The organism is Amycolatopsis balhimycina FH 1894, assembly GCF_000384295.1.
In the GTDB taxonomy this organism is placed as follows: Bacteria; Actinomycetota; Actinomycetes; order Mycobacteriales; family Pseudonocardiaceae; genus Amycolatopsis; species Amycolatopsis balhimycina.
The window spans coordinates 8,072,157-8,097,650 of the sequence record NZ_KB913037.1 but is presented as its reverse complement, the minus strand read 5'-3'; the positions used below and the strand labels follow the sequence as shown (position 1 = coordinate 8,097,650).

Here is a 25,494-nt window from a genome sequence, read left to right as displayed (position 1 = left end):
TCAAAACTGGGTGGGTGACGCGACGGTACCCACCCGTGAGCACCGGCCACAATGCGGGGGTGCCTGGTGGGGGCCCGTTCCGGCCCCTGCTATTGGCCGTTTTCCTGCGGGTCGGCCAGCACTTCGGCGACTCGTTCGACCGCTTGGCGCAAAGCCGGTTGCTCCGGACCGTGCTTCAGGATGTCCCGGGACGAGGCGGGCAGCACGCCCGGCAAGGACGCGCCGAACAGGGCCCGCAAATCGGCAGCAGTGGCTCCCTGGGCCCCGAACCCGGGCGCCAGCACCGGACCGTTCAACCGCGAGAGATCGAGCTCTCCCGGCGGCATGGTGGCCCCGACGACGACACCCACATCGCCGAGCGGTTCCGCGCCTGCGTTGAGTGCCGCCGCGGAGTCGACGATCGCCTGCGCCACGGTGCGCCCGTCGGGCAGCTTCGCGTTCTGCACCTCGCCCGCTTCGGGGTTCGAAGTCCGGGCGAGCACGAAGATGCCGCGTCCCGCCGAGCCGGCCGTGGCGGCGCACTGCTCCAGTGAGCCGAACCCGAGGTACGGCGAGACGGTGATGGCGTCGGCCGCGATCGCCGCGCCGCCGGCGACGTACGCGGCGGTGTAGGCCGCCATCGTGGAGCCGATGTCGCCGCGCTTGACGTCCAGCAGCACCAGCGCGCCCGCCTCGCGGGCGGTCTCGACCACCCGCTCCAGCACCCGGATCCCGGCCGCTCCGAAACTCTCGAAGAACGCCGACTGCGGCTTCACGATCGCCGTGTGCGCCGCCAGGACCTCCGTGGCGGACAGCGCGAACCGTTCCAGGCCCGAGACGTCCACCGGGAGCCCCCATGCCTCGATGAGGCCCGGGTGGGGGTCGATCCCGGCGCACAGCGGGCCCCGGGCCGCGACGGCTTTCGCCAGCCGCGCCCCGAACCGCTCCGGCGCCGAAGACACCGAAGACGCCGTCACGACTTCGCCTTCAGCGCCGCCTGGAGCTCCTGCAGCGACTTGACGCCGATGTCGCCCCGGATGAGCGCTTCGATGCCGTGCACGGCCGCCGCGGCGCCCTGGACGGTCGTCACGCACGGGATGTCGCGCGACACCGCGGCGGTGCGGATTTCGTAGCCGTCGATGCGCGGACCGCTGTTCCCGTAGGGCGTGTTGATCACCATGTCGACATCGCCGTTCAGGATGACGTCCACGATGTTCGGTTCGGCTTCGGTCGAGCCCTCGTAGTGCTTGCGCACCACGGTGCACGCGATCCCGTTGCGCCGCAGCACTTCCGCGGTGCCGGACGTGGCGAGGATCTCGAACCCGAGGTCCGCCAGCCGCTTCACCGGGAACACCAGCGAGCGCTTGTCGCGGTTGGCCACCGAGACGAACACCCGCCCGGACGTCGGCAGCGAGCCGTACGCGCCGCTCTGGGACTTCGCGAACGCCTTGCCGAAGGAGACGTCGACACCCATCACCTCGCCGGTGGACTTCATCTCCGGGCCCAGCAGCGAATCCACGCCATGGCCTTCGGGGGTGCGGAAGCGGTGGAAGGGCAGCACGGCCTCCTTGACCGCCACCGGCGAGTCGGCCGGCATCTGACCGCCGTCGCCGTCGGCCGGGAGGACGCCGCTCTCGCGCAGGTCCTTGATCGTCGAGCCGGTCATGATCAGCGCGGCGGCCTTGGCCAGCGGCACCGCCGTCGCCTTCGACACGAACGGCACCGTGCGCGACGCGCGCGGGTTGGCCTCCAGGACGTACAGGACGTCGTCCTTGAGCGCGTACTGGACGTTCAGCAGCCCGCGCACGCCGACGCCGCGGGCGATCGCCTCGGTGGAGCGGCGGACGGCCTGCAGGTCGGTGTGGCCGAGCGTGATCGGCGGCAGCGCGCACGAGGAGTCACCGGAGTGGATGCCGGCCTCCTCGATGTGCTCCATGACGCCGCCGAGGTAGAGCTCGTCACCGTCGAACAGCGCGTCGACGTCGATCTCGATGGCGTCGTCGAGGAACCGGTCGACCAGCACCGGGTGCTCCGGCGTGACCTCGGTGGCGCGGCGGATGTAGCCGGCCAGGGACTCCTCGTCGTAGACGATCTCCATGCCGCGCCCGCCGAGCACGTACGACGGCCGGACCAGCACCGGGTAGCCGATCTCGTCGGCGATCCGCTTCGCGCCCTCGAACGACGTCGCCGTGCCGTAGCGCGGCGCGGGCAGCCCGGCGTGGGCGAGCACCTCGCCGAACGCGCCGCGGTCCTCGGCCAGGTGGATCGCCTCCGGCGGCGTCCCGACCACCGGGACACCGGCGTCGGCGAGCTTCTTCGCCAGGCCCAGCGGGGTCTGGCCGCCGAGCTGGACGATCACGCCGGCGACCGTGCCGGACGTCTGCTCGGCGTGCACCACCTCGAGGACGTCCTCGAAGGACAGCGGCTCGAAGTACAGCCGGTCGGAGGTGTCGTAGTCGGTGGACACGGTTTCCGGGTTGCAGTTGACCATGACGGCCTCGAACCCGGCCTCCCGCAACGCGATCGCCGCGTGCACGCAGGAGTAGTCGAACTCGATGCCCTGGCCGATCCGGTTCGGGCCGGAACCGAGGATGAGCACCTTCGGCTTCTCCGCCTGCACGGCCACTTCGGACTGTGCCTCGGGGTCGGACTCGTAGGCCGAGTAGTGGTACGGCGTCTTGGCCGCGAACTCGGCCGCGCAGGTGTCGACGGTCTTGAACACCGGCCGCACGCCGAGGCGGTGGCGCAGCGCGCGCACGCCGTCCTCGCCGGCCAGTTCCGGCCGCAGCGCGGCGATCTGGCGGTCGGACAGCCCGGTGCGCTTGGCGCGCCGCAGCAGGTCGCCGTCCAGGACCGGTGCGTCGCGGACTTCGGCGCCGACCTCGCCGATCAGGGCGATCTGGTCGATGAACCACGGGTCGATGCCGGAGGCCTCGTGCACCTGCCCGACGGTGGCGCCCAGGCGCAGCGCGCGTTCCACTTCGTACAGCCGGCCCTCGTGCGGCGTGCGCAGCGCGTCCAAAGTGGACTCGAGCGTCACGCCATCGGGGTCGGGCAGCGTCCAGAACCCGGTCGCCTTGGTCTCGATCGACCGCATCGCCTTGCCGAGGGCCTCGGGGAAGCTGCGGCCGAACGACATCGCCTCGCCGACGCTCTTCATCGTCGTGGTCAGCGTCGGGTCCGCGCCCGGGAACTTCTCGAAGGCGAACCGCGGCATCTTCACGACGACGTAGTCCAAAGTGGGCTCGAACGCCGCCGGCGTCTCGCCGGTGATGTCGTTCTGGATCTCGTCGAGGGTGTAGCCGATGGCGAGCTTCGCGGCGATCTTGGCGATCGGGAAGCCGGTGGCCTTGCTCGCCAGGGCACTGCTTCGCGAAACGCGCGGGTTCATCTCGATGACGACCATCCGGCCGTCGGCCGGGTTGATCGCGAACTGGATGTTGCAGCCGCCGGTGTCGACGCCGACCTCGCGCAGCACGGCGATGCCGACGTCGCGCATCACCTGGTATTCGCGGTCGGTCAGGGTCATCGTCGGCGCGACGGTGACCGAGTCGCCGGTGTGCACGCCCATCGCGTCGATGTTCTCGATCGAGCAGACGACCACGACGTTGTCGTGCTTGTCGCGCATCAGCTCGAGCTCGTACTCCTTCCAGCCGAGCACGCTCTCCTCGATGAGCACCTCGGTGACGGGAGACTCGGTGAGCCCGGTGGACGCCAGCCGCTCGAGGTCCTGGGGCGTGTGCGCCATGCCCGAGCCGAGCCCGCCCATGGTGAAGCTCGGCCGGATCACCACGGGCAAGCCCAGCTCGGCGACGGTCTCGCGGACCTCGGCCATGTCGTGGCAGACGCGGGAGCGCGGGACCTCGGCGCCGATGGTGCGCACGATGTCCTTGAACTTCTGCCGGTCCTCACCGCGCTGGATGGCGTCGATGTCGGCGCCGATCAGCTCGACGCCGTACTTGTCGAGCACGCCACGCTCGTGCAGGGCGACCGCGCAGTTCAGCGCGGTCTGCCCACCGAGGGTCGCCAGCAGCGCATCGACGGGCTGCCCGCGTTCACTCTCGGCGGCGATGACCTTCTCGACGAAGTCCGGCGTCACCGGCTCGATGTAGGTCGCGTCGGCGAACTCGGGGTCGGTCATGATGGTGGCCGGGTTCGAGTTCACCAGGGACACGCGCAGGCCTTCGCTGCGCAGCACCCGGCAGGCCTGGGTGCCGGAGTAGTCGAACTCCGCGGCCTGCCCGATCACGATCGGCCCGGAGCCGATCACCAGCACGTGCTGGATGTCCGTCCTCTTCGGCATCAGTTTCCTTCTTTCACCAGGCGCCGCAAGCCGTCGCGGAAGACCTGAAAGCTTTTCGATCGGTTGTTCTCGATGTCCGTTTCCACCCAAGGCGGAGTGCAGCGCGGGGCGGGAGCCAAGCCGTCATGCACCCAATGCGGCGTTGGTTGCGTTGAACGCACCGAACGCCACATTGGGTGCGTTAGCCCTACGGCAGGCTCGGTCACATTTGCCTCGCCAGCGGATCGCCGATGCCGAAGTACCCTTCGGACCACAGGTCACCGAGCAGTGCGCCCGGCCCTGCCATCGCGACCAGTCGTGGCAGGTCGGCAGCGCGTCTGGCCTGCGTGTGCCCGTGGTCGTCGCGGTACATCATCCAGACTTCGTCCAGCCGCGAGGCATTCACGATCCAGGAGGAATGAGTGGCGGCAATGACTTGGCCGGTCTGGGAGAACGCTCGGATGTCCTCGGCCAATGAAGTGTGCAACAACGGGTAGAGGCCCGTCTCCGGCACATCGGTCAGCAGGGCAGCCACCGGGCTCTGCGCCGCGGATGACCGCAGCCGGCCGACACCGTCCGCAAGCCGGACCTGAGCGGCGAAACGGCGGAAGGCAGCGACCTGGCTGTTGACTCCGAGGCGTCCGAACGTATCGGCACCCAGAATGTCCGCCGTGACAAATTGCTCATCCACCGCACCAACGCCCGGTCGACGGACCGTCCCGCTACCGTACGCGAAGTCGAGCAGCTCGAACGCTTCGCTTTCTTCTTCGTGCCGCCACGACAGCTTCTCTCCCTCGACTTCCGGGAAGCCTTGCCGTTCCCCGACGACCAGTCGATAGGTGAACAGTCCCGCCCAGGACCGGCAGTCAAGCTCGATCTCAACGGGCCCGCCGGCACCTTTGCTCCGGACACCGGCCAAGCCACCTCGCCGACCCCAGGCGTCGGCCAATCCGGCGCTCACTGCCTCGAACACGAACTCGATTGCGTCCAGGACGGTGGATTTGCCAGTGCCGTTGGCACCGATCAGCAACGTGACCGGGGTCAGGCCGTCCAGCTCGATGTCCCGGAGCACCCGGTAGTTCCGGATCCGGATCCGTTCGATGCCGGTCGTGAGCGTCACGACCGCTTCTCCATGAGCGAAACGAAATCGTCGAACAGGGGCGCCGCGTCGTGCGGTCCGGCCGCGGCTTCGGGGTGGTACTGCACCGAGAACGCCGGGACGTCGAGCGCGCGCACGCCCTCGACCGTGTCGTCGTTCGGGCAGTAGTGGCTGATCTGCGCGGCACCGAACGGCGACTCGAACCGCTGCCCCGGCTCACCTTCGAGGGCGAAGCCATGGTTCTGGGCCGTGATGGCCACTGACCTGGTCGCCACGTCGATCACCGGGATGTTGATGCCGCGGTGGCCGTAGCGCATCTTGTACGTGCCCAGGCCGAGCGCGCGGCCGAGGACCTGGTTGCCGAAGCAGATGCCGAACAGCGGGATCTCACGGCCGAGGATCTGCTTGGTCAGCTCGGTCGCGTGCGTCGTGGTGGCCGGGTCGCCCGGGCCGTTGGAAAGGAACACGCCGTCCGGCTCGATCGCCAGCAGTTCGTCGACCGTCGTGGTCGACGGCAGCACGTGCACCTCGATGCCGCGCTTGACCATCTGCCGCGGGGTGTTGGACTTGATGCCCAGATCCAGTGCGGCCACCCGGAAGCGCGTCTCACCGGAAGGCGAGACCACGTACGGCTTCGGCGTCGAAACCTGGCCGGCCAGGTCGGCACCCTCCATCTTCGGGCTGGCCAGCACCTCAGCGACCATGTCGTCAAGCGTGCCCAGCGCGTCACCGGAGAACACCCCGGCCCGCATCGCGCCGAGTTCGCGCAGGTGCCGGGTCAGCGACCGGGTGTCGACCTCGGCGATGCCGACGATCCCCTGGCGCACCAGCTCTTCGTCGAGCGAGCGCTTCGAGCGCCAGTTGGACGGCGTGCGGGCGGGGTCGCGCACCACATAGCCGTTGACCCAGATCTTCGACGACTCGTCGTCCTCGTCGTTCCAGCCGGTGTTGCCGATCTGCGGTGCCGTCTGGACCACGATCTGGCCGTGGTAGGACGGGTCCGTCAGCGTCTCCTGGTAGCCGGTCATGCCGGTGCAGAACACCGCTTCGCCGAGGGTTCGCCCCTGCGCGCCGTAGGCAGCGCCGCGGAACACCCGGCCGTCTTCGAGTACCAGTGCGGCCTGAGCGCGCGCGTTCACTGGGCACCTCCCTTGATCTTGAGCTGTTCGATCCACTGTGGATAGTCGTCGAGGTCGTCGCCGCGGAATCCGGTGTCGAGCTCGGCGTCGCCGAGCCGCCAGGTGAGCACCAGCAGCGCGTCGGTGCCCATCACCTTCCCGGCGATCTTCGTGTCGCGCCGGACGCCGGTGACGGCCTCCCGCGGGATCCAGAAGTCCGGCGCCCCGCCGCGTTCGACGGCGATCCCGCCGTCGTGCAGCCGCCAGACCGCGCCGGTGCGCAGTCCCGCGCCGCGGGTGACGATCCGGTTCTGCCACTCCCCCGCGACCGTCGTCGCCAGGTAGACGCCGGTCGATTCCAGCAGCACCTCGCCGGCGTCTTCAGGGATGGCGGGGAACGGCGGCACCTGCACGCTCTGCGAGCGCGCCTTGCGCCGCCAGCCCACGTACATGCCCCAGAGGCAGAGCAGGAAGAAGGCGACGATCGCCAGCACCAGCCAGAGGCGTTCCATCAGCAGATCTTCCCGTCCCGCGCGGTGGTCCGCCCGCGCAGCAGCGTCGCGGTCACCACGCCGGGCAGCCGCATTCCCTCGTACGGGGTGTTGGCCGCGATGCTGGCCAGCTCCGCGCCCCGGACCGTCCACTCGGCGTCCGGGTCGACCAGCGTCAGGTTCGCCGGCTCGCCGACCGCGATCGGGCGGCCCTGGTCGGCCAGGTTGCCGATCTCGGCGGGCCGCTCGCTCATCACGCGGGCGACGCCGCGCCAGTCGAGCAGCCCGGTGCGGACCATCGTCTCGGTGACGATCGAGAGCGCCGTCTGCAGGCCGAGCATGCCCGGCCGGGCGGCGGCCCACTCGGTGTCCTTGTCCTGCACCGCGTGCGGCGCGTGGTCGGTGGCGACGCAGTCGATGGTGCCGTCGGCCAGCGCGGTCCGGAGCTTCTCCGCGTCGGACTCGGTGCGCAGCGGCGGGTTCACCTTGTTGACCGGGTCGTAGGTGGCCAGGCGCTCGTCGGTCAGCAGCAGGTGGTGGGGCGTGACCTCGGCCGACACCTGGGTGCCGCGGTCCTTCGCCCAGCGCAGCACGTCCGCCGTCCCCGACGTCGAGACGTGGCAGACGTGCAGCCGGGCGTTGGCGTGCAGCGCCAGCAGGCAGTCGCGGGCCACGATGGACTCTTCGGCGGCGGCCGGCCAGCCGGTGTAGCCGAGCCGGGCCGCGCGCTCGCCCTCGTGCGCCTGGGCGCCGACGGTCAGCCGCGGCTCCTCCGCATGCTGCGCGATGACGACGTCGAGCGCGGTCGAGTACTCCAGCGCGCGGCGCATCAGCAGCGGGTCGGCGACGCAGAGTCCGTCGTCGGAGAACACCTTCACCCGGGCCTGGGAGTTCGCCATCGTGCCCAGCTCGGCGAGCTTCTCGCCCTTGAGCCCGACGGTGACCGCGCCGACCGGGTGGACGTCGACCAGGCCGGCCTCCTGCCCGCGCCGCCAGACGTGCTCGACGATCACGGCGTTGTCGGCGACCGGGTCGGTGTTGGCCATGGCGAACACCGCGGTGTAGCCGCCGAGCGCCGCCGCGGCCGAGCCGGTGTCGATCGTCTCGGTGTCCTCGCGACCGGGTTCGCGCAGGTGGGTGTGCAGGTCGACGAATCCCGGCAGCAGCACCTGGCCGCTCGCGTCGATCAGTTCGGCGTCTTCCGGGACGTCGACGGCGCCGATCGCGGTGATCACGCCGTCCTCGATCAGGATGTCGACCGGGTCGCCCTCGCCGTACGGGCGGGCGCCCTGGATCACGGTGCTCAAGCGCGCACCTCGCTGACGCTCGGTGCCTGCTGAGCACAAAGCGCTGTGTTGAATGGTTCACTCGCAAGCTCGCTCACGCGGCGGCTCCTTCGCTGGCCAGGAGGTGGTAGAGGACCGCCATGCGCACGTGGACGCCGTTGCGGACCTGTTCGGTGATGGCCGAGGCCGGGGAGTCGGCGACCGCGCTCGCGATCTCCATCCCGCGCAGCATCGGGCCGGGGTGCAGGACGACCGCGTGGTCCGGCAGCAGCTTCTGCCGCTTTTCCGAGAGTCCGTAAGCGATCGAGTACTCGCGTGCGCTCGGGAAAAACCCGCCGTGCATGCGCTCAGCCTGGACTCGCAGCATCATCACCGCGTCGACCGCGGGCAGCTCGGCGTCGAGGTCGTGCGAAACGGTCACCGGAAGGCTTTCGACGCCGTAAGGCAGCAACGTCGGCGGCCCGACGAGGACCACCTCGGCGCCCAGGGCCGAGAGCAGGTGGATGTTCGAGCGGGCGACCCGGCTGTGCAGGACGTCCCCGACGATCGCGATCCGGCGGTCCTTGAGCGACCCGAGCCGCTCCCGCAGCGTCGCCGCGTCGAGCAGCGCCTGTGTCGGGTGCTCGTGGGTGCCGTCGCCGGCGTTGACCACCGAGGTACCGGGCTCGGCGAGCCACTCCGAGAGCCGCTGGGCGGCGCCGCTGGCGGGGTGCCGGACGATCACGCAGTCGGCGCCCGCGGCGGCCAGCGTCAGCGCGGTGTCGCGCAGGGACTCCCCCTTGTTGACCGAGGAGCTGGACGCGGACACGTTGATCACGTCCGCGCTCATCCACTTGCCGGCGATCTCGAACGAGACCCGGGTGCGGGTCGAGTTCTCGTAGAACAGGGTGATCACCGTGCGGCCGCGCAGCGTCGGCAGCTTCTTGACCTCCCGGCCGAGCAGGGTGTGCTTGAGCTCGTCGGCGGTGTCGAGCACGGCGGTGGCGACCACCGGGTCCAGGCCGTCGGTGGCGAGCAGGTGCTTCACGAGTCCTCTCCAGGCGTTTCGGCGGCTTCCGCGGCCCGCAGCAGGACCGCGTCGCGGCCGTCGATCTCGGCCAGCAGGACGACCACGTCCTCGGCACGGGCGGTCGGCACGTTCTTGCCCACGTAGTCGGCGCGGATCGGCAGCTCGCGGTGACCGCGGTCGACCAGCACGGCCAGCTGCACCGCGCGGGGGCGGCCGTGATCACGGAGGGCATCGAGCGCGGCCCGGATCGTCCGGCCGGAGAAGAGCACGTCGTCGACCAGGATCACCACCCGGTCGTCGATGCCGTCGGCGGGCAGCTGCGTCTGTTCGAGCGCGCGCGGCGGGCGGCGGCGGAGGTCGTCCCGGTAGAGGGTGACGTCGAGGGCGCCGGCCGGCGGGCGGACCCCGGAGAACTCACCGATCTTGCCGGCGAGACGGACCGCGAGGGGCGTGCCCCGGGACGGGATGCCGAGCAACACGGGCGGGGTAGTGCTCTCCGCACCGTTCGCGGTCTTTTCGATGACCTGATGGGCCATTCGGGCGATCGTGCGCGCGACATCGCCGGCCGACAGGAGCTCGCGCTCCCCGGCCGAACCAGCCGCGCCACGCGGACGTGACGACAAACCGGACTCCTTCCCCGCCTCACCGGACGGGTCCTTAAAGGACGTCTGTGCCCCTGCTGGTCAGGGCTTTCGCACCGACAGTAGCAGGGACTTTGCTCAGCCTTACGGGTGGTGTGGCGTGATTCGCGGCAAGCTGCTGCTTGACCTGGTGACAACAATGCGTAACCATTACTCTGAGTATTCGACTCGAAGAGTCCCCGACCGGTCACCCCGACCGGCCGGGGGTGAAGAACGGAGAACGACCAGATGGGCGATTACGCCAAGGCGCTCGGGGCCAAGCTCCGCGGGATCCGCCAGCAGCAGGGCCTGTCCCTGCACGGGGTCGAGCAGAAGTCCGGTGGGCGCTGGAAGGCCGTCGTCGTCGGCTCGTACGAGCGTGGCGACCGTGCCGTCACCGTGCAGAAGCTGGCCGAGCTGGCCGACTTCTACGGTGTGCCGGTGGTCGAGCTGCTGCCCGAGGGCCGGGTCCCCTCCGGTGCCGAGCCCGCCACCAAGATCGTGATCAACCTGGAGCGCCTGCAGCAGCTGCCTGCCGAAAAGGTGGGCCCGCTGGCCCGCTACGCCGCGACGATCCAGAGCCAGCGCGGCGACTACAACGGCAAGGTGCTCTCGATCCGCACCGAGGACCTGCGGTCCCTGGCGATCATCTACGACATGACCCCGGGCGAGCTGACCGAGCAGCTCATCGACTGGGGCGTTCTGCCGCCGGAGGCTCGTCCTTCCAAGGAGGACTGATCCGAGAGTGTGCGAAACCGACGGGGCTCGTTCGGGGGCGAGCCCTGCTCGCGGACAGCGCGAGCCACACCTCGCTCGCCGTGTCTTCCGGGGGCGCAGCCCCCAGACCCCGCCCGGGGGCGAGCCCCCGGTCCCCCGGTCGTGGTCACCTTGACCGGAACCGCCTGACCGGGGGGCCAGGCGGGCTCTACAGAACGGCGCGGAGGCGGTCGGCGATCGTGCCGATCCGGCCCAGCACGCCGTTGACGAACCGCGGCGAATCGTCCGTGGACAGCTCCTTCGCCAGGCCGACGGCCTCGTCGATCGCGACCGGGTCCGGCACGTCCTCGGCCCAGAGCAGCTCGTAGACCCCGACCCGCAGCACCGCGAGGTCGACCTTCGGCATCCGGTCCAGGGTCCAGCCCTGCGCGTGCTCGGCCAGCAGCTCGTCGATCTGCGTCTTCCGGCCCGTCACGCCCTCGACCAGGCTGATCGTGTAGTCCGCGATCGGGTCGACTTCGGTCGCGCCGACGCGGTCGGCCAGCAGCGTCACCGCGTCGGCGTCACGCTGCGAGGCCTCGTACAGCATCTCCACCGCCCGGCGGCGTGCCTGACGGCGGCTGATCGCGCCGCCGCGGTTCGGGTGGGGTTTCGAAGTCGGCATCAGCTGGAGACGCGGCCCAGGTAACGGCCGTCACGGGTGTCGACCTTGATCTTCTCGCCGGTGGACAGGAACAGCGGGACCTGGATCTCCGCGCCGGTCTCCAGCGTCGCCGGCTTGGTGCCGCCGGTCGAGCGGTCGCCCTGCAGGCCAGGGTCGGTGTGCTGGATGACGATCTCGACCGAGGTCGGGAGCTCGACGTACAGCGCCTCGTTCTCGTGCACCGCGACCTGGACCTCGGTGTTCTCCAGCATGTAGTTGGCGTTGTCGCCGACGACCGCGGCCTGGACCGTGATCTGGTCGTAGGTGTCGCCGTCCATGAAGACGAAGTCGGCGCCGTCCTTGTACAGGTAAGTCATGTTCCGGCGGTCCACCGTGGCCGTGTCGACCTTCGTGCCCGCGTTGAACGTCTTGTCGACCACCTTGCCGGTGAGCACGTGCTTGAGCGTCGTGCGCACGAAGGCGCCGCCCTTGCCCGGCTTGACGTGCTGGAACGCGGTGACGGTCCACAGCTGGCCCTCGAGGTTGAGGACGAGCCCGTTCTTCAGGTCGTTGGTCGTGGCCACGAGCTTGCAGTCTCCTGTGTCGAATCTTCGGGTTCGGGGCCGCTGTCAGACGACCACGAGGTTCTTGGTGCTCAGGGTGAGGAGTTCGGGCTCCCCAGCCCGCACGACGAGCGTGTCCTCGATGCGCACGCCACCGCGCCCCGCGAGGTACACGCCGGGCTCGACGGTGACCGCCATACCGGCGGTCAGTGTACCGACGCCCGTGGCGGCGAAGCTGGGCGCCTCGTGAATCTGCAGGCCGACGCCGTGCCCGAGGCCGTGCGCGAAGTGCTCGCCGTGCCCGGCGTCCGCGATCACGGTCCGCGCCGCGGCGTCCACATCGGACACTTCGGTGCCCGGCAGGACGGCGCCGACCCCGGCCGCCTGCGCGGCGTGCACGAGGCCGTACACCTCGCGCTGCCAGTCCGCGGGCTCGCCGAGGACGAAGGTGCGCGTCATGTCGGAGTGGTAGCCGTCGACGGTCGCGCCGAAGTCCATCTTCACGAAGTCGCCACGCTTCAGCTCAGCGTGCGTCGGCCGGTGGTGCGGGATGGCCGAGTGCGCGCCGGCGGCGATGATGGAGGCGAAGCTGGGCTCGCTCGAGCCGTGCTCCAGCATGCGGTTCTCCAGGTCACGGGCGATTTCCAGCTCGGTCCGCCCGGGCCGCAGCCCACCGGCCGCGACGAGGTCGTCCAGCGCCCGGTCCGCGGCGGCGCACGCCTGGCGCAGCGCCTCGATCTCCGCTTCGTCCTTCACCTCCCGCAGCCGTTCGACCAGCCCCGGGGTCCTCCGCAGCGGCACGTCCTTGCGGAGGGCCTCGTACTCCTCCACGCTCACGTGGTGGCTCTCGAAGCCGACGAGACCGTAGGTCTTCGTGTCCTTCGCGGCCTTCGCGACCAGGGCGGCGGCACTGGCCCGGTCGACGACCTTGTCCAGGTCGGGCACCTCGGCGGCCGACTGGGTGGTGTAGCGGCCGTCGGTGCAGAAAAGCGTCTTCCCGTCGCCTTCGACGTGCAGCAGCACGGCGGCGTTCGAGCCGGTGAACCCGGTGAGGTAGCGGATGTTCAGCAGATCGGTGACCAGCAGCGCGTCGACACCGGCTTCGGTCAGAAGCCCGCGCAGCGCGGCACGACGTCGTCCATGGGTTTCAGGCACGGGTTCCACCCTAGTGCGGGCGGGGCCGGACGTTCGTCGCGTTCCGCGCACCCCCGCTCGCCGGCCGAGCGACTCGCCAGTAGGCCGCCTACACTCCGCAGGATGAGCGCCTGGGTGATTCGCGGGCTCGGGATGGCGGTGCTGCACGGCGCGGCCATCACCCTCCTCGCCAAGTACGCCGTCTACCACCCGACCGACCAGACCCCGGTGGTGGCACTGGCGCTGGCGGTGCTCGTCGGGACGGCGGCGCTCTGGAGCGCGATCGACGCCTGGCGCGGCCTGCCGGACCGCGGCCGCGTGTGGTTCATCTCGGCGCTGATCGCCGGCCCGGTGGCCGGGATCCTGTACGTCATCGGCCGCGCGGTCTTCGTCGACCAGACGGGAGTGTCCGAACTCGGCGGCGCGCTCACCGGCGGGGCGGCGTTCTCGGCCCTCCTGGTGCTGATCCCGGCCGGGCTCGGGTTGTTCGTCGGCGGGCGGATCGGGCGGTCCCAGCCGCCGGAGTCCCCGCTCGACGGTCCCGCCGACCCGCCTCGGCCTCGTCCCCAGCCTCGTCCCCGGCCCCGCCCGCGCCCGGCTCGTCGCGGTCAGCCGGCCGGCGAAGAACCCCGCGGGTAGCTCGTCCTCGGCCGTGCGGGGAGTCTCGCGAGAAACGCCCCGCCGGCCGGCCGCTCGTTCCCGCGGCTGACTGCTCCACGCTGCCGCCGCCGAACAACTCCACCGGCGGGCCCCCGCCCGGCGCGGCCCGCCACGGAAACCCCGCCGATGACCACTCCACGCCGCCGCTCGACACCGATCACCTCGGCCGGACTCAGCCCAGCAAGGATCCCCGCGGATAAGCGTTCCACTGCTCGGTCGTCACGGCGTGCGCCGCCGAGCCGTTGGCCGCCACGATTCCGGCGTCCGGTACCCGCCACAGCCGCCGGTCGTCGAGGAGCAGCCCGATCCCGCCGCCCGGTGCCTGGGCCGCCTCCGCGCCCGGCCGCAGCCGCGCCGCCACCGGGAGCACCGCCACCGCGGGCGGTGCCTTCTCCAGCAGCTCGCCGGCCAGCACCGACGCGACCGAGCGCCGGTCGATCCGCACCCGCCGCCCGGCGCGGACCAGGTCCATCGTCCGCTCCGGCGACGGCATCGTCACCCCGTCGAACGTCGCGGCGACCCGGCCGGGGTTCCCGCACGCCTGGCTGCCCAGCAGGTCCAGCCCGAAGTGCCGCAGATCGGTCGGCGCGCCGGCCCCGCCGAGCGTGGTCGCGCGCACGACGTCGAACGGCACCCGGTCGCACGGATCGGCCGACGACAGCGGTGCGTGCCCGTCGGCCCGGCGCACCAGCCCCGGCCCTTCCTTCCACGGCCCCGGGATCACCACCGGCTGGAACGGGTGCTCGGTGAAGTCCGCCGTCCAGAACGTGAGCGTCGTCCCGCCGTCGGTCTCGTGCGCGACGACGAACGCGGCGAGCGCCCCGACCCACATCAGGTCCGCGCTGAAGCCGTCGACGATCGACCGGGCGCGCGGCGCCGACGTCGACACCGCCGGGACGAAGCCGCCGACGTCCAGCGCCTGCACCCCGGACCCGAACGCCGGGTCGCGCGAGCGGAGCAGGAACTGCCCCGCGCCGTTCCAGCCCGCGGCGCGGCCGGTGGTGTCGGTGAACATCAGGTAGAACCAGCCGTCGAGGTACACCACGGACGGCTGGCCCGCGCCGTAGACGTTCGCGCGGTGCACGTCGTGCGACGGCCCCAGGATCGGCCGCCCGCCGGCCGCGCGGGTCCAGTGCACCCCGTCGGGGCTGGTCGCGAGCCCGATGGCGTTGCCGAGCGCGTGGTCACCGGCCGCACCGGTGTAGTACAGGTAGTACGTCGAGCCGACCCGCAGCACGGACGGGTCACAGGTGTGCATGCCGTCGAACTGCCCGGGCGCGCCGGAGAACACGGCCGCCGGGATCCCGCCACCCGGCCCGGTGAAGGGCCCGTCGATGGACTGCGCCTGGGCGTAGAGGATGTCGTCGCCCGCCGGCCCGGCGCCGCCGTACTGGCTGCACCACCACATCCGGGTCTGCCCGTGATCGAGCATCACCGACGGCCCGTAGTTGTAGACGGCGTCCGCCCCACCGGCGGCGATCACGCCACCACTCTGCCGGGGGTCACCCGAAGCGAGCTTGACGTCGGTGGGCCGCGGCGGCTCGGCGATCTTCCCGCCGGCGATCGCCGGCTGGTCCCCCGCCGCCTGCGGCTGGGCGTACCCCTGGGTGCAGCCCGCGACCAGCAGCCCCGCCAGGACACTGGCGAACAAGGTACGAGCGGGTCGCCGACCCCCACGACGAAACGGGCGCACGACATCGCAGTGTAGCGAGCGACCCCCTGCCCGGGTGGCGACGCTCCTGTTCGACGGTCGCCCGATCGTGCTCCCTCGACAGCCGGCGCCGGCCCGCCGAGGCTTCACCGGCGTCGCGCGGCTTACTCGGCCGGGGCGTTCTCCTGCCGGGGGCCTTCCACCGCGACCAGCTCGACCTCGAAGCCGGCTTCGTTCTCGAGGTAGGCCGCGTAGTGGGCGGGGCCGCCCGCGTGGGGGTAACGGTCGGTGAACAGCGGCCGCCAGCCGTGCTCGGCCGCCCGGGCGGCCAGGTCGTCCACCTGGGCGCGGGTCGCCACGTGCAATGCCAGGTGGTTCAGGCCCGGCCGCATGCGGTCGTGCTCCGGCACGCTCAGCGCGGGCGAAGCTTCGACGACGACGTACGTCCCGCCGAGGCGCCAGCTGACTCCGGCGGCCCAGCGCTGGAACTCGCTCCAGCCGAGCTCGCCGAGCAGCCAGCCCCAGCTCCGCTCGGCTTCGGCGAGGTCCGGCACCCACAGCTCGACGTGGTGCGGCCGCCCGTGGACGGCCGGCAGCGCGACCAGCACCCGGTGCAGGTCGCCGTAGTGGATCCCGCTGCCGACGTCGAGGAACCCCAAGCGCGTGGCCACTTTCCGGCTCGCCGCGTTGTTCTCGTGCACCAGCGCCCAGACCGCGGGCAGGCCGAGCGCGTGGAGCCCGTGGTCCAGCACCGCCCGGGCGGCCTCCGTGGCCAGGCCCTGCCCGGCGTGCGCGGACGCGACGTAGTAGCCCAGTTCCGGCACCCCGCCCGGCAGCTCCCCCGACGGCCGCAGGTGCGCGACGCCGACGACCTCGCCGTCGCGCTCGATCACCCAGTGGCCCTGGCCGGCCGGGCCGCGGGAGGAGAGGCGCCGGTCGACCATCGCGCTCGCCGCCGCCGGGTCGGAAAAGTCCGCCGCGAAGAACCGGCTCATCTCCGGGTCGGAGAAGACCTTCACGACGGCTTCGCGGTCGGCCTCGACCAGCTGCCGCAGCACCAGCCGCGCCGTGGTCAGCGCAGGCAGGGTCATCCCGGGTGCGTGGCGAGCCAGCGCAGGGCGAGCGGGTAGCCGTCGACGCCGAGGCCCGCGATCACCGCCGTCGCGATGTCCGAAAGCACGCTGTAGTGCCGGAACTCCTCCCGCTTGTGCACGTTCGAGATGTGCAGCTCGATCAGCGGCGCGGACAGCTGCGCCGCGGCGTCGCGCACTGCGATCGAGTAGTGCGTCCACGCGCCGGCGTTGAGGACGACCGGGTGGCCGCCGTCGGCGGCTTCGTGCAGCCAGCCGACCATTTCGCCTTCGTGGTCGGTCTGCCGGACCTCGACCTCGATCCCCAGGTCGTCGCCGGCCTTGACGCACAGCGCCGCGAGGTCGTCGTGGGTGGTCGAGCCGTAGACCGACGGTTCGCGCTTGCCGAGCCGCCCGAGGTTGGGGCCGTTGAACACGAACGCCTTCACAGCAGCACGCTCCCGCCGCCCGACGGGGCGTCCGCCGCGACCGCCGAGTACGCGGCCGCGAGCAGCGACGGGTCCGGGCCCTCGAGCCGGCCCGGCTTGCCGAGACCGTCGAGGACGACGAACCGCAGCACGCCGGAGCGGGTTTTCTTGTCGCCCTTCATGGTTTCCAGCAGCTGAGGCAGCGCTTCGGCGTCGTAGGTCGTCGGCAGGCCGAGGAGCTTCAACACGGCGGCGTGGCGTTCGGCGGTGGCGTCGTCGAGCCGCCCGGCCAGCCGCGCCAGCTCGGCGGCGAACACCAGCCCGACGCTCACCGCGGCGCCGTGGCGCCACCGGTAGCGCTCCCGGCGCTCGATCGCGTGGCCGAGGGTGTGCCCGTAGTTGAGGATCTCCCGCAGGTCGGACTCGCGCAGGTCGGCGGCCACGACGTCGGCCTTCACCTGGATCGACCGCCGGACCAGCTCGGCGAGCACGTCGCCGGTCGCGTCGAGCGCCGCGGTGGGGCCGGCCTCGATCAGCTCGAGGATCCGCGGATCGGCGATGAAGCCCGTCTTGACGACCTCGGCCATCCCGGCGACGAGCTCGTTCGGCGGCAGCGTCTCCAGCGTCGCGAGGTCGGCGAACACCGCGCTCGGCTCGTGGAACACGCCGACCAGGTTCTTGCCCGCCTCGGTGTTGATGCCGGTCTTGCCGCCGACCGCGGCGTCGACCATACCGAGCAGCGTGGTCGGGACGTTGACCAGCCGGACCCCGCGCATCCAGGTGCCCGCGACGAACCCGGCGAGGTCGGTGACGGCGCCGCCGCCGAGGCCGACCACGACACCGCGGCGGTCGAGCCCGATCCGGCCGAGCACCTCCCAGCAGAAGCTCGCGACGGTCAGCGCCTTGCCGTCCTCGGCGTCCGGGATCTCGACGCGGTGGGCGTCGAGCCCGGCCGCGTTCAGCTCGTCGCGGATGGCCTCGGCCGTGGTGGTCAGCGTGGGCGGGTGGATCAACGCGATCTTCGAGGCGTCGGCCAGCTGCGCGGTGAGGTCGCCGAGCAGGCCGCGCCCGATCACGACGTCGTAGGGATGGGCGGTGGCGACCGGGATGCGCACCGGGTCGGACATCAGGGAGTCACTCCTTGGCTTCGGCGGGGGCGAGCCGCGCGGCGAGGTCCGCGACGATCTCGGCGGGCATCCGGTCGTCGGTGACGACCTCGACGGTGGCGACCTCGCGGTAGACGGGCGCGCGTTCGTCGAGCAGTTTCTTGAAGGTGGCGCGGGGATTGACGCCGGCCAGCAGCGGCCGCGCACTCGAAAGGCCGGTGCGCTGCACGCCGGCGGCCAGGCCGACGTTGAGGAACACCACGGTGTGTTCGGCCAGCCGGGCGCGGGTGCCGGGGGTGAGCGGCGCGCCACCGCCGAGGGACAGCACGCCGTCGTGCTCCGCCAGCGCGGTCGCGACCGCTTCCGCCTCCAGCGCACGGAAGGCGGGTTCACCGTCCTCGGCGAAGATGTCGGAGATGCTGCGCCCGGTGCGCGCGACGATGTCGTCGTCGCTGTCCCGGAACGCGACGCCGAGCGCCGCGGCCAGCAGCGGCCCGACCGTGCTCTTGCCCGAGCCCGGCGGGCCGACGATCACCGCGCGAGGGCTCACCACCGCTCCTCGAGGGCCTTGAGGTAGGCCTCGGCGTTGCGCTTGCTCTCGGCCAGGGAGTCGCCGCCGAACTTCTCCAGCGCGGCGTCGGCGAGGACGAGCGCCACGACCGACTCCAGGACGACACCGGCGCGCGGCACCGCGCAGACGTCGGAGCGCTGGTGGATGGCCACCGCGGGCTCGCCGGTCTTGACGTCTACTGTGGACAGTGCTTTGGGGACGGTCGAGATCGGCTTCATCGCCACGCGCACCCGCAGCGGCTCACCGTTGGTGATGCCGCCTTCGAGGCCGCCCGCGCGGTTGGACCGGCGGGTGACGCCGACCGGGCCGGAGCCACGGTCGATCTCGTCGTGCGCCTGGCTGCCCCAGCGGCGGGCGGTGGTGAAGCCGTCACCGACTTCGACGCCCTTCATCGCCTGGACGCCCATCAGCGCGCCGGCCAGCCGCGCGTCGAGCCGGCGGTCCCAGTGGACGTGGGAGCCGAGGCCCGGCGGGAGGCCGTAGACGAGGACCTCGATCACGCCGCCGACGGTGTCGCCCGCCTTCCGCACGGCGTCGACCTCGGCGACCATCGCCTCGGTGCCTTCCTTGCCGAAGGCGCGGACCGGGCTTTCGTCGATGGCGGCCAGGTCGGCGGCGACCGGCAGCGGACCTTCGGGGGCGTCCGCGCCGCCGATCGAGACGACGTGGCTGAGGATCTCGACGTCGAGCAGCTGCTTCAGGAAGTTCCGGGCGACGGTGCCCAGTGCGGTCCGCGACGCGGTCTCCCGCGCGCTGGCCCGCTCCAGGACCGGGCGCGCCTCCTCGAAGCCGTACTTCTGCATGCCCGGCAGGTCCGCGTGGCCCGGGCGGGGCCGGGTGAGCGGTTCGTTGCGCGCGAGGCCCTCGAGGATCTGCGGGTCGACCGGGTCGGCCGCCATGACCTGCTCCCACTTGGGCCACTCGGCGTTCTCGATCTGCACCGCGACAGGGCCGCCCTGGGTGAGGCCGTGACGCACGCCGCCGAGGAACTCGATGTGGTCGGTCTCGAAGCCCATCCGGGGGCTGCGGCCGAAGCCGAGGCGGCGCCGGGCCAGCTGTTCGGTGACGTCGGCGGTGGTGACGGCGACCCCGGCGGGCATGCCTTCGAGCACGGCGGCCAGCGCGGGTCCGTGCGATTCACCTGCGGTGATCCAGCGCAACATGGGCTCAATCCTGTCACGGGGGCCGTCCGGGGCGGAAAGGTGTTCCGGTCACGGTGCGCCCGGGAAGATCGCGCACAGCCAGGTGGCCGTGAGCAGCGCGGGACCGTGCGGCACGCGGCCGGAGTGCCGCCGCGCGGCCGCGACGGCGAGGGTGAAGAGCGCGGCCAGCGCCGCCGCGGCCGCGAGCGCGGCCCAGCCGGCCGCGCCCAGCACCGCGCCGAGGCTGCCGGACAGCTTCACGTCACCGGCGCCGAGACTGCCCGGCGTCGCGAGGCGGACCAGCGCTCCGGCGGCCGCCGCGGTGCCGAGGATCAGGGTCTTCGGGGTCATGAACCCAGCCTGCTGCGGCCGGGTTGAGCAGGGCAAACTCCGGGCGTCGTGAATGGACCGTTCGCGACGTTCCAGCCCCGGTTTCACTCCTGTGGGCGACAGGGCGGACGGGCTTTCGAGTCGCGGAAGAGCGGCCGGTGGCATCACCCCCGTGATGGGACGGGCATCACGTGTGATCAGAGGGCCATCACGCGTGATTGGAGGGACGACACGGCGAGAGGCGGAGTCCATGAGGGTGCCCCTCATGAACTTAGCCGCCATGAGGGGCACCCTCATGACGGTTCGGCCGGGCTTGGGGCGGGTGGTGGCTCATCCGGAACCCCCTGCGGCCCGGATGAGCCACCTCCCTCAGAACGTCAGCCTGAGCAGGGGAAGTCCGTTGCCCAGGCGGACTTCGAGCGCCGCCAGGTCCGACTGCCGCATGGCCGTGCCGATCGAGAGGCGGGCCGTGTTGTCCGGGACCGCCTTCCACGTCGCCAGCTGCGTCTCCTCCCCGGACCGCGAGATCGCGACCAGGGCGTACTCGCCGCCGCTGCGGCCGCCCGTGTAGCTGCACGTCATGTCGACCTGCGTGCCCCAGGAGAACGCCGCCAGGCGGGCGTCCGCGCGGACCGGGAACCGGCCCAGCGCCGTCATCGTGGTCGACGGCGGCGCAGCGGGCTGGGGCCACGCCACGACGCCGAGTGCCACGCACGCCGACACCGCCACCGCGGCCGAGACCGCCGTCACCGCGGTGCGGATCCGGCGGCCGCGCCGCACCCGCTTGATCACCGTGGGCAGCAGGTCCGGGGGCGGCTGGTCGGTCGGCGGCAGGCCGGCGCCGGGGACGACCGCGGGTGCGTCGACCCTGGCCAGCAGGCCGGGCAGGCCGGCCAGCTCGCGGACCGAGGCCGCGCACCGGTCGCAGGTGCGGAGGTGCTGCTCGAAGCGCTGCCGGTCCTCGGGGGCGAGCGCCCCGAGGACGTACGCGGCGTCGAACGTCGCGAACGGGTCCTCGCTCACTGGGTCACCCCCCTTTCCTCGAGTACCAGCCGCAGTGCGCGCAACGCGTAGTGCGTGCGCGACTTGACGGTCCCTTCGGCCACGCCCAGCCGCAGCGCGGCGTCCGCCACGGAATAGCCCTGGAAGTAACACAGCAGCAGCACCTCGCGGTGCCGCTCCGACAGCTCGGCCAGTGCCTCGGCGACCAGCCAGCCCTGCACCGCGCGGTCGGTGCCGTCGGCGACCGCGCGTTCCGGCGGCCGGTCGGTCACCACCTCCGAGCGGGCCGACGCGGACCGCCAGCCGTCGATCGCGATCCGCCGGGCCACCGTGAACAGCCACGCCCGGGCCGAGCCCTGGGACTGGTCGAGCACCGTCGTCGTGCGCCAGGCCCGCAGCAGCGTCTCCTGGACGACGTCCTCGGCCCGGACCCGGTCCCCGGAGGTCAGCTGGAGCGCGTAGGACCACAGCGCGGCCGCGTGTTCCTCGTGCAGCGCGCGCATGAGCGCCTCTTCGGCGACGTCCTTCACCGGTGCGGACCTAGACCGTCGCGCGGCGCCGGTCCTTCACGAACAGCAGCGCCAGACCGCCGACGATGCAGACGGCCTCGGTGATGACGCCCCAGTACTCGGGCTGGCTGTTGAACTGGTCGTGGTTCCCCATGAACCCGACCGTCGCGGCGAGGACGTAGGCCCCGAGCGTCAGCGCCCCGAAGCCGGCCGCGCCCAGCGCGGGCAGCCAGTGCCGCCAGGCCAGGACGGCGATCGCGAGGACCAGCCCGGCGATCGCGTTGAGCAGGAACAGCGAGCCGGTGAGGCCCGGGTAGTCCTGCGTCCACAAGAAGTAGTGCACACCCGCCGAGCCCAGCAATGCGGCCGCCACGACGATGCGTAGAACCCAACCCACCATGATCGTTCCTCCACTCCACACCCACTCCGCTACATACACGGAACAGGGGCCGATCCGGTTCACCGCGGATTGAACCGATCGGGTGGCGATCTCGTTTAGGAGGGCATGACAGCCGAACTGCACTCCCGCCGCACCGTCTTGACCACGGGTGCCACTGTCGCCGGTGTCGCCGTCGGCGCCGTCGCGCTCACCGCTTGCGGGTCGGACTCCGCCCCGAAGCCCGGCACCGCCCAGGCGCCGATCGCCGCCGGGACGCCGCTGGTCGCGCTCGCCGACGTCCCGATCGGGCAGGCGAAGGCGGCGAAGGCCCCGGACGGTTCCGACGTCATCGTGGCCCGGACGTCCGAGTCGGCCTGCGCCGCGTTCAGCGCGATCTGCACGCACCAGGGCTGCACGGTCGCCCCGAAGGGCGCCGACCTGGTCTGCCCGTGCCACGGCTCGGTCTTCAACGCGCTCACCGGCGAGGTCAAGCACGGCCCGGCGAACAAGCCGCTGGCGTCGGTGCCGGTCAAGGTCGAGAACGGGAAGGTCGTCACCGGCTGACGAGCCGGCGGTGCCAGAGGGCCCCGGGGGACGACTCGCCCCCGAGGGCCCTCCGTGTGACGGATCCCGCTCAGGCGTCCCAGCCGAACAGCCGGGCGCCGGCTTCGACGTCGCGATCGGCGTCCAAACCGGACAGGACGTCCGCCGCGGCGTCCAGCGCGACGACCGGGACGATGGCCGAGTAGCCCGCCGCGGTCACCGCCTCCGGGTCCCAGCTGACGATCGGCTGGCCGGCCCGCACCTGCTCGCCCTTGACGACGTGCAGCGTGAAGCCCTCGCCCTTCTCCTTGACCGTGTCGATGCCCAGGTGCACCAGCACGGCCTTGCCGTCCTCGGTCGCCACGACGAACGCGTGCGGGTGCAGCGTCGCGATCGTGCCGTCGACCGGCGCGACCGCGTCCGCCCGGCCGCCCGAGGGCTGCACCGCGACGCCCGGCCCCACCATGGCCTGCGCGAACACCGGGTCGGGGACCTCGGTGATCGGCACCACGCGCCCGGCGACCGGGCTGAGGATCTCCAGGCTCACAGCAGGTCCTCGATGTCGCTGGCGATCGTGTCCGCCTCCGGGCCGACGATCACCTGCAGGGCCGACGATCCCATCTTGACCACGCCCATCGCGCCGGCCTTCTTGAGCGCCGCCTCGTCGACGAGGCTCATGTCCTCGACCTCGCAGCGCAGCCGTGTGATGCAGCCCTCGATCTCGGTGAGGTTCCCCGTGCCGCCGAGTGCGGCGAGGATCTTTTCGGGCCGGTCATCCGCCATCGCGGTCTCCTTGATCACTGTTTGTTCCCAACCTGACGCGAACCGCGTGTCCACCTGTACTACGCCGTTCGTCGGCATGCACCCCGCCGCGGGCCACGAACGGATAACGGTGGTTGACACCCGTCCGCACGGCGGAGCATCCTGCCCCATCAGATCATTGGTCTAGACCGGAACGTACCAATGTTCCGGGCCGGACGCGAGCACCGGTTCCCGGTGAACGCCAGAACGAGGAGGGTGACGCCGATGAGCGCGGCAGCGCACGTCCCGCCACCCGACCGGGTCGTCAACGGGCCCACGCCCAAGCACGCCCAGCTGCGGGAGATCCTCCGCCGCACGGTGGAGCGCGAGCTCCCGCCGGGTGCGCCGATCCCGTCGGAACGCGAGCTGGCCCAGCGCTACGGCGTGTCGCGGCTCACGGTCCGGTCGGCGATCGGCAAGCTGGTCGAGGAGGGCCTGCTCGCCAGGGTCCGCGGCAAGGGCACGTTCACCGCGGCCCGGCGGATGGAGCTGCAGCTCTACCTGATGTCGTTCACCGACGACATGCGGAGGCGGGGGCTGACCCCGACGACCGAGGTGGTGTCGGCCGCCACCGAGGTGCCACCCACCGCCTCGGCGCACGCTCTCGGCCTGGCCGAGGGTGCTCGCGCGCACCACCTGGTGCGCTTGCGCCACGCCGACGGCGTGCCACTGGCCGTCGAACGTGGCTGGTACCACGCGGGCCGGGCCCCCGGCCTGCTCGAGCTCGACCTGACCCAGTCCATTTACGCGCAACTGGCCGAGACGTACGGTGTGCGTCCCGACCGGGCGTGGCAGACGGTCTGGGCCGAAGGCGCGGACCGCGAGACGGCCCGGCTGCTCGGCATGCGTGCCGGCAGCCCGCTGCTCGTGTTCCGGCGGGTCTCCAGCGCCAACGGCGACCCGATCGAAGACATCACGTCCTGGTACCGGGGAGATCACTACCAGGTGACCATGCAGTTGGACCGGAACACCCCGGAACCCGGTCAACCACCCCACTATGGAGGATCCAGATGAGCTCCACCACCGCGGAGGGGGCGAAGAAGAGCGGCAGCGGTCTCGCCGGTCTTCAGCGCTTCGGCCGTAGCCTCATGCTCCCCATCGCTGTGCTCCCGGCGGCGGGCATCCTGCTCCGGTTCGGGCAGGACGACATGCTCGGCAAGGACGGCCTCGGCTGGAACAAGGTCGCTTCGGTGCTGGGCGCCGCGGGCGGCACGCTGTTCAACTGGCTGCCGCTGCTGTTCGCGGTCGGCATCGCCGTCGGCTTCGCCAAGAAGGGCGACGGCTCGACCGCCGTCGCGGCGGTCGTCGGCTTCTTCGTCTTCACCAGCGTCATCCAGGTGTTCGCCCCGCTCGACAAGCTCCCCAAGTACACGGCCGGTGTCACCGAGCTCCAGCCGATCAAGTGGCCGTACTCGGTGCTCGCGGGTGTCGTGGTCGGCATCGTGGCGGCACTGCTGTGGCAGAAGTACCACCGCATCAAGCTGCCCGCCTACCTGGCGTTCTTCGGCGGCCGCCGGTTCGTGCCGATCATCACCGCGGGCGTCATGGTGATCCTCGGCGTGCTCTTCGGCCTGGTCTTCCACTGGGTCAACAGCGGCATCGAGTCCGTCGGTGACGCGGTCACCGCGGCCCCGGTCGTCGGTGGCGGGATCTACGGCGCGCTGAACCGCCTGCTCATCCCGGTCGGTCTGCACCAGCTGCTGAACGTCCCCGTCTGGTTCATCTTCAAGGGCGGCGACATCAACAACTTCGTCGCGGGCAACATGTCGGCGGGCTCGTTCACCACCGGCTTCTTCCCGATCTTCATGTTCGCGCTGCCCGCCGCCGCGCTGGCGATCTGGCAGACGGCCCGCCCGGCGCAGAAGAAGATCGTCGGCGGCGTGATGATCTCCGCGGCGCTGACCTCGTTCCTCACCGGGGTCACCGAGCCGATCGAGTTCTCGTTCATGTTCGTCGCGTGGCCGCTGTACCTGTTCCACGCGATCATGACCGGCACCTCGCTGGCGATCTGCAACGCGCTGGGAATCCACCAGAGCTTCAACTTCTCGGCGGGCGCGATCGACTACGTGCTCAACTTCGGTGCCCCGGCGGCACAGAAGCCGTTGCTGCTGATCCCGATCGGGCTCGTCTACGCGGTGATCTACTACGTGGTCTTCCGCTTCGCGATCACGAAGTTCAACCTGCTCACGCCGGGCCGCGAGGACGACTCGATCGAGTCGGACCTCGAGCGCACCGCCGCCGCGTAACATCCGTATCGATGTACTGTGCCGTTCATTACCAATCCGACCACAGTCACGGCCGGATGGCTTTCGTGGCAACGGCACGCACCGCTCGAGGGCCGGCCTGCTTTTGGTCGGATCA

Annotated in this window: 28 protein-coding genes; 5 read left to right on the top strand and 23 right to left on the bottom strand. The window is 71.5% G+C overall.

Annotation, left to right across the window (positions count from 1 at the left end):
- Positions 1-89: 89 nt before the first annotated feature.
- From pyrF to pyrR, 8 genes are all read right to left on the bottom strand, one after another.
- Entirely contained in the window at positions 90-956 is an 867-nt protein-coding gene (pyrF, locus tag A3CE_RS0137410; protein ID WP_020645226.1) for an orotidine-5'-phosphate decarboxylase, read from the bottom strand.
- Positions 953-4,282 carry a carbamoyl-phosphate synthase large subunit gene (carB, locus tag A3CE_RS0137405; RefSeq protein WP_020645225.1) on the bottom strand — a complete coding sequence of 1,110 codons (3,330 nt, stop codon included), beginning with the start codon at positions 4,280-4,282 and terminating at the stop codon, positions 953-955. The genes pyrF and carB overlap by 4 nt, the downstream gene beginning before the upstream one ends.
- 202 nt (positions 4,283-4,484) lie before the next feature.
- On the bottom strand, positions 4,485-5,381 hold the full coding sequence (locus A3CE_RS0137400; RefSeq protein ID WP_020645224.1) for an AAA family ATPase: 897 nt from the start codon (positions 5,379-5,381) through the stop codon (positions 4,485-4,487).
- Entirely contained in the window at positions 5,378-6,499 is a 1,122-nt protein-coding gene (gene carA / locus A3CE_RS0137395; RefSeq protein WP_020645223.1) for a glutamine-hydrolyzing carbamoyl-phosphate synthase small subunit, read from the bottom strand. Before carA ends, A3CE_RS0137400 begins: the two co-directional genes overlap by 4 nt.
- Positions 6,496-6,990, bottom strand: a complete 495-nt coding sequence (locus tag A3CE_RS0137390) for a PH-like domain-containing protein (protein WP_020645222.1) — start codon at positions 6,988-6,990, stop codon at positions 6,496-6,498. Before A3CE_RS0137390 ends, carA begins: the two co-directional genes overlap by 4 nt.
- The gene (locus tag A3CE_RS0137385) at positions 6,990-8,276 is read right to left on the bottom strand and encodes a dihydroorotase (protein WP_020645221.1); all 1,287 of its coding nucleotides are present in this window, start codon (positions 8,274-8,276) and stop codon (positions 6,990-6,992) included. The genes A3CE_RS0137390 and A3CE_RS0137385 overlap by 1 nt, the downstream gene beginning before the upstream one ends.
- 73 nt (positions 8,277-8,349) lie before the next feature.
- Positions 8,350-9,282: an aspartate carbamoyltransferase catalytic subunit gene (locus A3CE_RS0137380; RefSeq protein WP_020645220.1), complete on the bottom strand. Its 933-nt coding sequence runs from the start codon at positions 9,280-9,282 to the stop codon at positions 8,350-8,352.
- Positions 9,279-9,887: a bifunctional pyr operon transcriptional regulator/uracil phosphoribosyltransferase PyrR gene (gene pyrR, locus A3CE_RS0137375; protein ID WP_026469229.1), complete on the bottom strand. Its 609-nt coding sequence runs from the start codon at positions 9,885-9,887 to the stop codon at positions 9,279-9,281. The genes A3CE_RS0137380 and pyrR overlap by 4 nt, the downstream gene beginning before the upstream one ends.
- A gap of 246 nt (positions 9,888-10,133) precedes the next feature.
- Between pyrR and bldD the strand changes: the two genes are divergently transcribed.
- Positions 10,134-10,622, top strand: coding sequence for a transcriptional regulator BldD (gene bldD / locus A3CE_RS0137370; protein WP_003096372.1), 489 nt, complete (start codon positions 10,134-10,136; stop codon positions 10,620-10,622).
- 187 nt (positions 10,623-10,809) lie between these two features.
- Here bldD and nusB read toward each other — a convergent pair whose 3' ends face one another.
- The 3 genes from nusB to A3CE_RS0137355 are packed head-to-tail and all read right to left on the bottom strand — an operon-like array spanning position 10,810 to position 12,962.
- Positions 10,810-11,265, bottom strand: a complete 456-nt coding sequence (nusB, locus tag A3CE_RS0137365) for a transcription antitermination factor NusB (protein ID WP_020645218.1) — start codon at positions 11,263-11,265, stop codon at positions 10,810-10,812.
- Positions 11,265-11,828 carry an elongation factor P gene (gene efp / locus A3CE_RS0137360; protein ID WP_020645217.1) on the bottom strand — a complete coding sequence of 188 codons (564 nt, stop codon included), beginning with the start codon at positions 11,826-11,828 and terminating at the stop codon, positions 11,265-11,267. The genes nusB and efp overlap by 1 nt, the downstream gene beginning before the upstream one ends.
- Positions 11,829-11,873: 45 nt before the next feature.
- Positions 11,874-12,962 carry a M24 family metallopeptidase gene (locus A3CE_RS0137355; protein WP_026469228.1) on the bottom strand — a complete coding sequence of 363 codons (1,089 nt, stop codon included), beginning with the start codon at positions 12,960-12,962 and terminating at the stop codon, positions 11,874-11,876.
- Positions 12,963-13,064: 102 nt separating this feature from the next.
- On the opposite strand from A3CE_RS0137355, the gene A3CE_RS0137350 reads away from it, so the two are divergent.
- Complete coding sequence (locus A3CE_RS0137350; protein ID WP_125592263.1) at positions 13,065-13,580, top strand: B-4DMT family transporter; 516 nt, start codon at positions 13,065-13,067, stop codon at positions 13,578-13,580.
- Positions 13,581-13,773: 193 nt separating this feature from the next.
- On the opposite strand, the gene A3CE_RS0137345 is transcribed toward A3CE_RS0137350, so the two are convergent.
- The 10 genes from A3CE_RS0137345 to A3CE_RS0137300 form a co-directional block, all read right to left on the bottom strand.
- On the bottom strand, positions 13,774-15,252 hold the full coding sequence (locus tag A3CE_RS0137345) for a glycoside hydrolase family protein (RefSeq protein ID WP_020645214.1): 1,479 nt from the start codon (positions 15,250-15,252) through the stop codon (positions 13,774-13,776).
- A gap of 164 nt (positions 15,253-15,416) precedes the next feature.
- The gene (locus A3CE_RS0137340; RefSeq protein ID WP_020645213.1) at positions 15,417-16,343 is read right to left on the bottom strand and encodes a GNAT family N-acetyltransferase; all 927 of its coding nucleotides are present in this window, start codon (positions 16,341-16,343) and stop codon (positions 15,417-15,419) included.
- On the bottom strand, positions 16,340-16,771 hold the full coding sequence (aroQ, locus tag A3CE_RS0137335) for a type II 3-dehydroquinate dehydratase (RefSeq protein WP_020645212.1): 432 nt from the start codon (positions 16,769-16,771) through the stop codon (positions 16,340-16,342). Before aroQ ends, A3CE_RS0137340 begins: the two co-directional genes overlap by 4 nt.
- On the bottom strand, positions 16,768-17,877 hold the full coding sequence (gene aroB / locus A3CE_RS0137330) for a 3-dehydroquinate synthase (protein ID WP_020645211.1): 1,110 nt from the start codon (positions 17,875-17,877) through the stop codon (positions 16,768-16,770). Before aroB ends, aroQ begins: the two co-directional genes overlap by 4 nt.
- 7 nt (positions 17,878-17,884) lie before the next feature.
- Positions 17,885-18,406 carry a shikimate kinase gene (locus A3CE_RS0137325; RefSeq protein ID WP_026469226.1) on the bottom strand — a complete coding sequence of 174 codons (522 nt, stop codon included), beginning with the start codon at positions 18,404-18,406 and terminating at the stop codon, positions 17,885-17,887.
- Complete coding sequence (aroC, locus tag A3CE_RS0137320) at positions 18,403-19,590, bottom strand: chorismate synthase (RefSeq protein WP_020645209.1); 1,188 nt, start codon at positions 19,588-19,590, stop codon at positions 18,403-18,405. The genes A3CE_RS0137325 and aroC overlap by 4 nt, the downstream gene beginning before the upstream one ends.
- 48 nt (positions 19,591-19,638) lie before the next feature.
- Complete coding sequence (locus A3CE_RS52195) at positions 19,639-19,920, bottom strand: hypothetical protein (protein WP_020645208.1); 282 nt, start codon at positions 19,918-19,920, stop codon at positions 19,639-19,641.
- Positions 19,921-20,268: 348 nt separating this feature from the next.
- Complete coding sequence (locus A3CE_RS0137310) at positions 20,269-20,922, bottom strand: anti-sigma factor family protein (protein WP_020645207.1); 654 nt, start codon at positions 20,920-20,922, stop codon at positions 20,269-20,271.
- Positions 20,919-21,431: a sigma-70 family RNA polymerase sigma factor gene (locus A3CE_RS0137305; protein WP_020645206.1), complete on the bottom strand. Its 513-nt coding sequence runs from the start codon at positions 21,429-21,431 to the stop codon at positions 20,919-20,921. The genes A3CE_RS0137310 and A3CE_RS0137305 overlap by 4 nt, the downstream gene beginning before the upstream one ends.
- Before the next feature lie 10 nt (positions 21,432-21,441).
- Complete coding sequence (locus tag A3CE_RS0137300; protein WP_026469225.1) at positions 21,442-21,810, bottom strand: hypothetical protein; 369 nt, start codon at positions 21,808-21,810, stop codon at positions 21,442-21,444.
- A 105-nt stretch (positions 21,811-21,915) separates the two neighbouring features.
- Between A3CE_RS0137300 and A3CE_RS0137295 the strand changes: the two genes are divergently transcribed.
- Positions 21,916-22,353, top strand: a complete 438-nt coding sequence (locus A3CE_RS0137295) for a QcrA and Rieske domain-containing protein (RefSeq protein WP_020645204.1) — start codon at positions 21,916-21,918, stop codon at positions 22,351-22,353.
- 70 nt (positions 22,354-22,423) lie between these two features.
- Here the strand turns inward: A3CE_RS0137295 and A3CE_RS0137290 are convergent, their stop codons facing one another.
- Both A3CE_RS0137290 and A3CE_RS0137285 read right to left on the bottom strand, forming a co-directional pair.
- Positions 22,424-22,879: a PTS sugar transporter subunit IIA gene (locus tag A3CE_RS0137290; RefSeq protein WP_020645203.1), complete on the bottom strand. Its 456-nt coding sequence runs from the start codon at positions 22,877-22,879 to the stop codon at positions 22,424-22,426.
- The gene (locus A3CE_RS0137285; RefSeq protein ID WP_026469224.1) at positions 22,876-23,115 is read right to left on the bottom strand and encodes a PTS sugar transporter subunit IIB; all 240 of its coding nucleotides are present in this window, start codon (positions 23,113-23,115) and stop codon (positions 22,876-22,878) included. The genes A3CE_RS0137290 and A3CE_RS0137285 overlap by 4 nt, the downstream gene beginning before the upstream one ends.
- A gap of 243 nt (positions 23,116-23,358) precedes the next feature.
- On the opposite strand from A3CE_RS0137285, the gene A3CE_RS0137280 reads away from it, so the two are divergent.
- Together A3CE_RS0137280 and A3CE_RS0137275 are read left to right on the top strand one after the other, a co-directional pair.
- A complete protein-coding gene (locus tag A3CE_RS0137280) occupies positions 23,359-24,147 on the top strand; it encodes a GntR family transcriptional regulator (protein WP_020645201.1) in 789 nt (262 codons plus the stop codon).
- The gene (locus A3CE_RS0137275; RefSeq protein ID WP_020645200.1) at positions 24,144-25,379 is read left to right on the top strand and encodes a PTS transporter subunit EIIC; all 1,236 of its coding nucleotides are present in this window, start codon (positions 24,144-24,146) and stop codon (positions 25,377-25,379) included. Before A3CE_RS0137280 ends, A3CE_RS0137275 begins: the two co-directional genes overlap by 4 nt.
- Positions 25,380-25,494 lie beyond the last annotated feature (115 nt).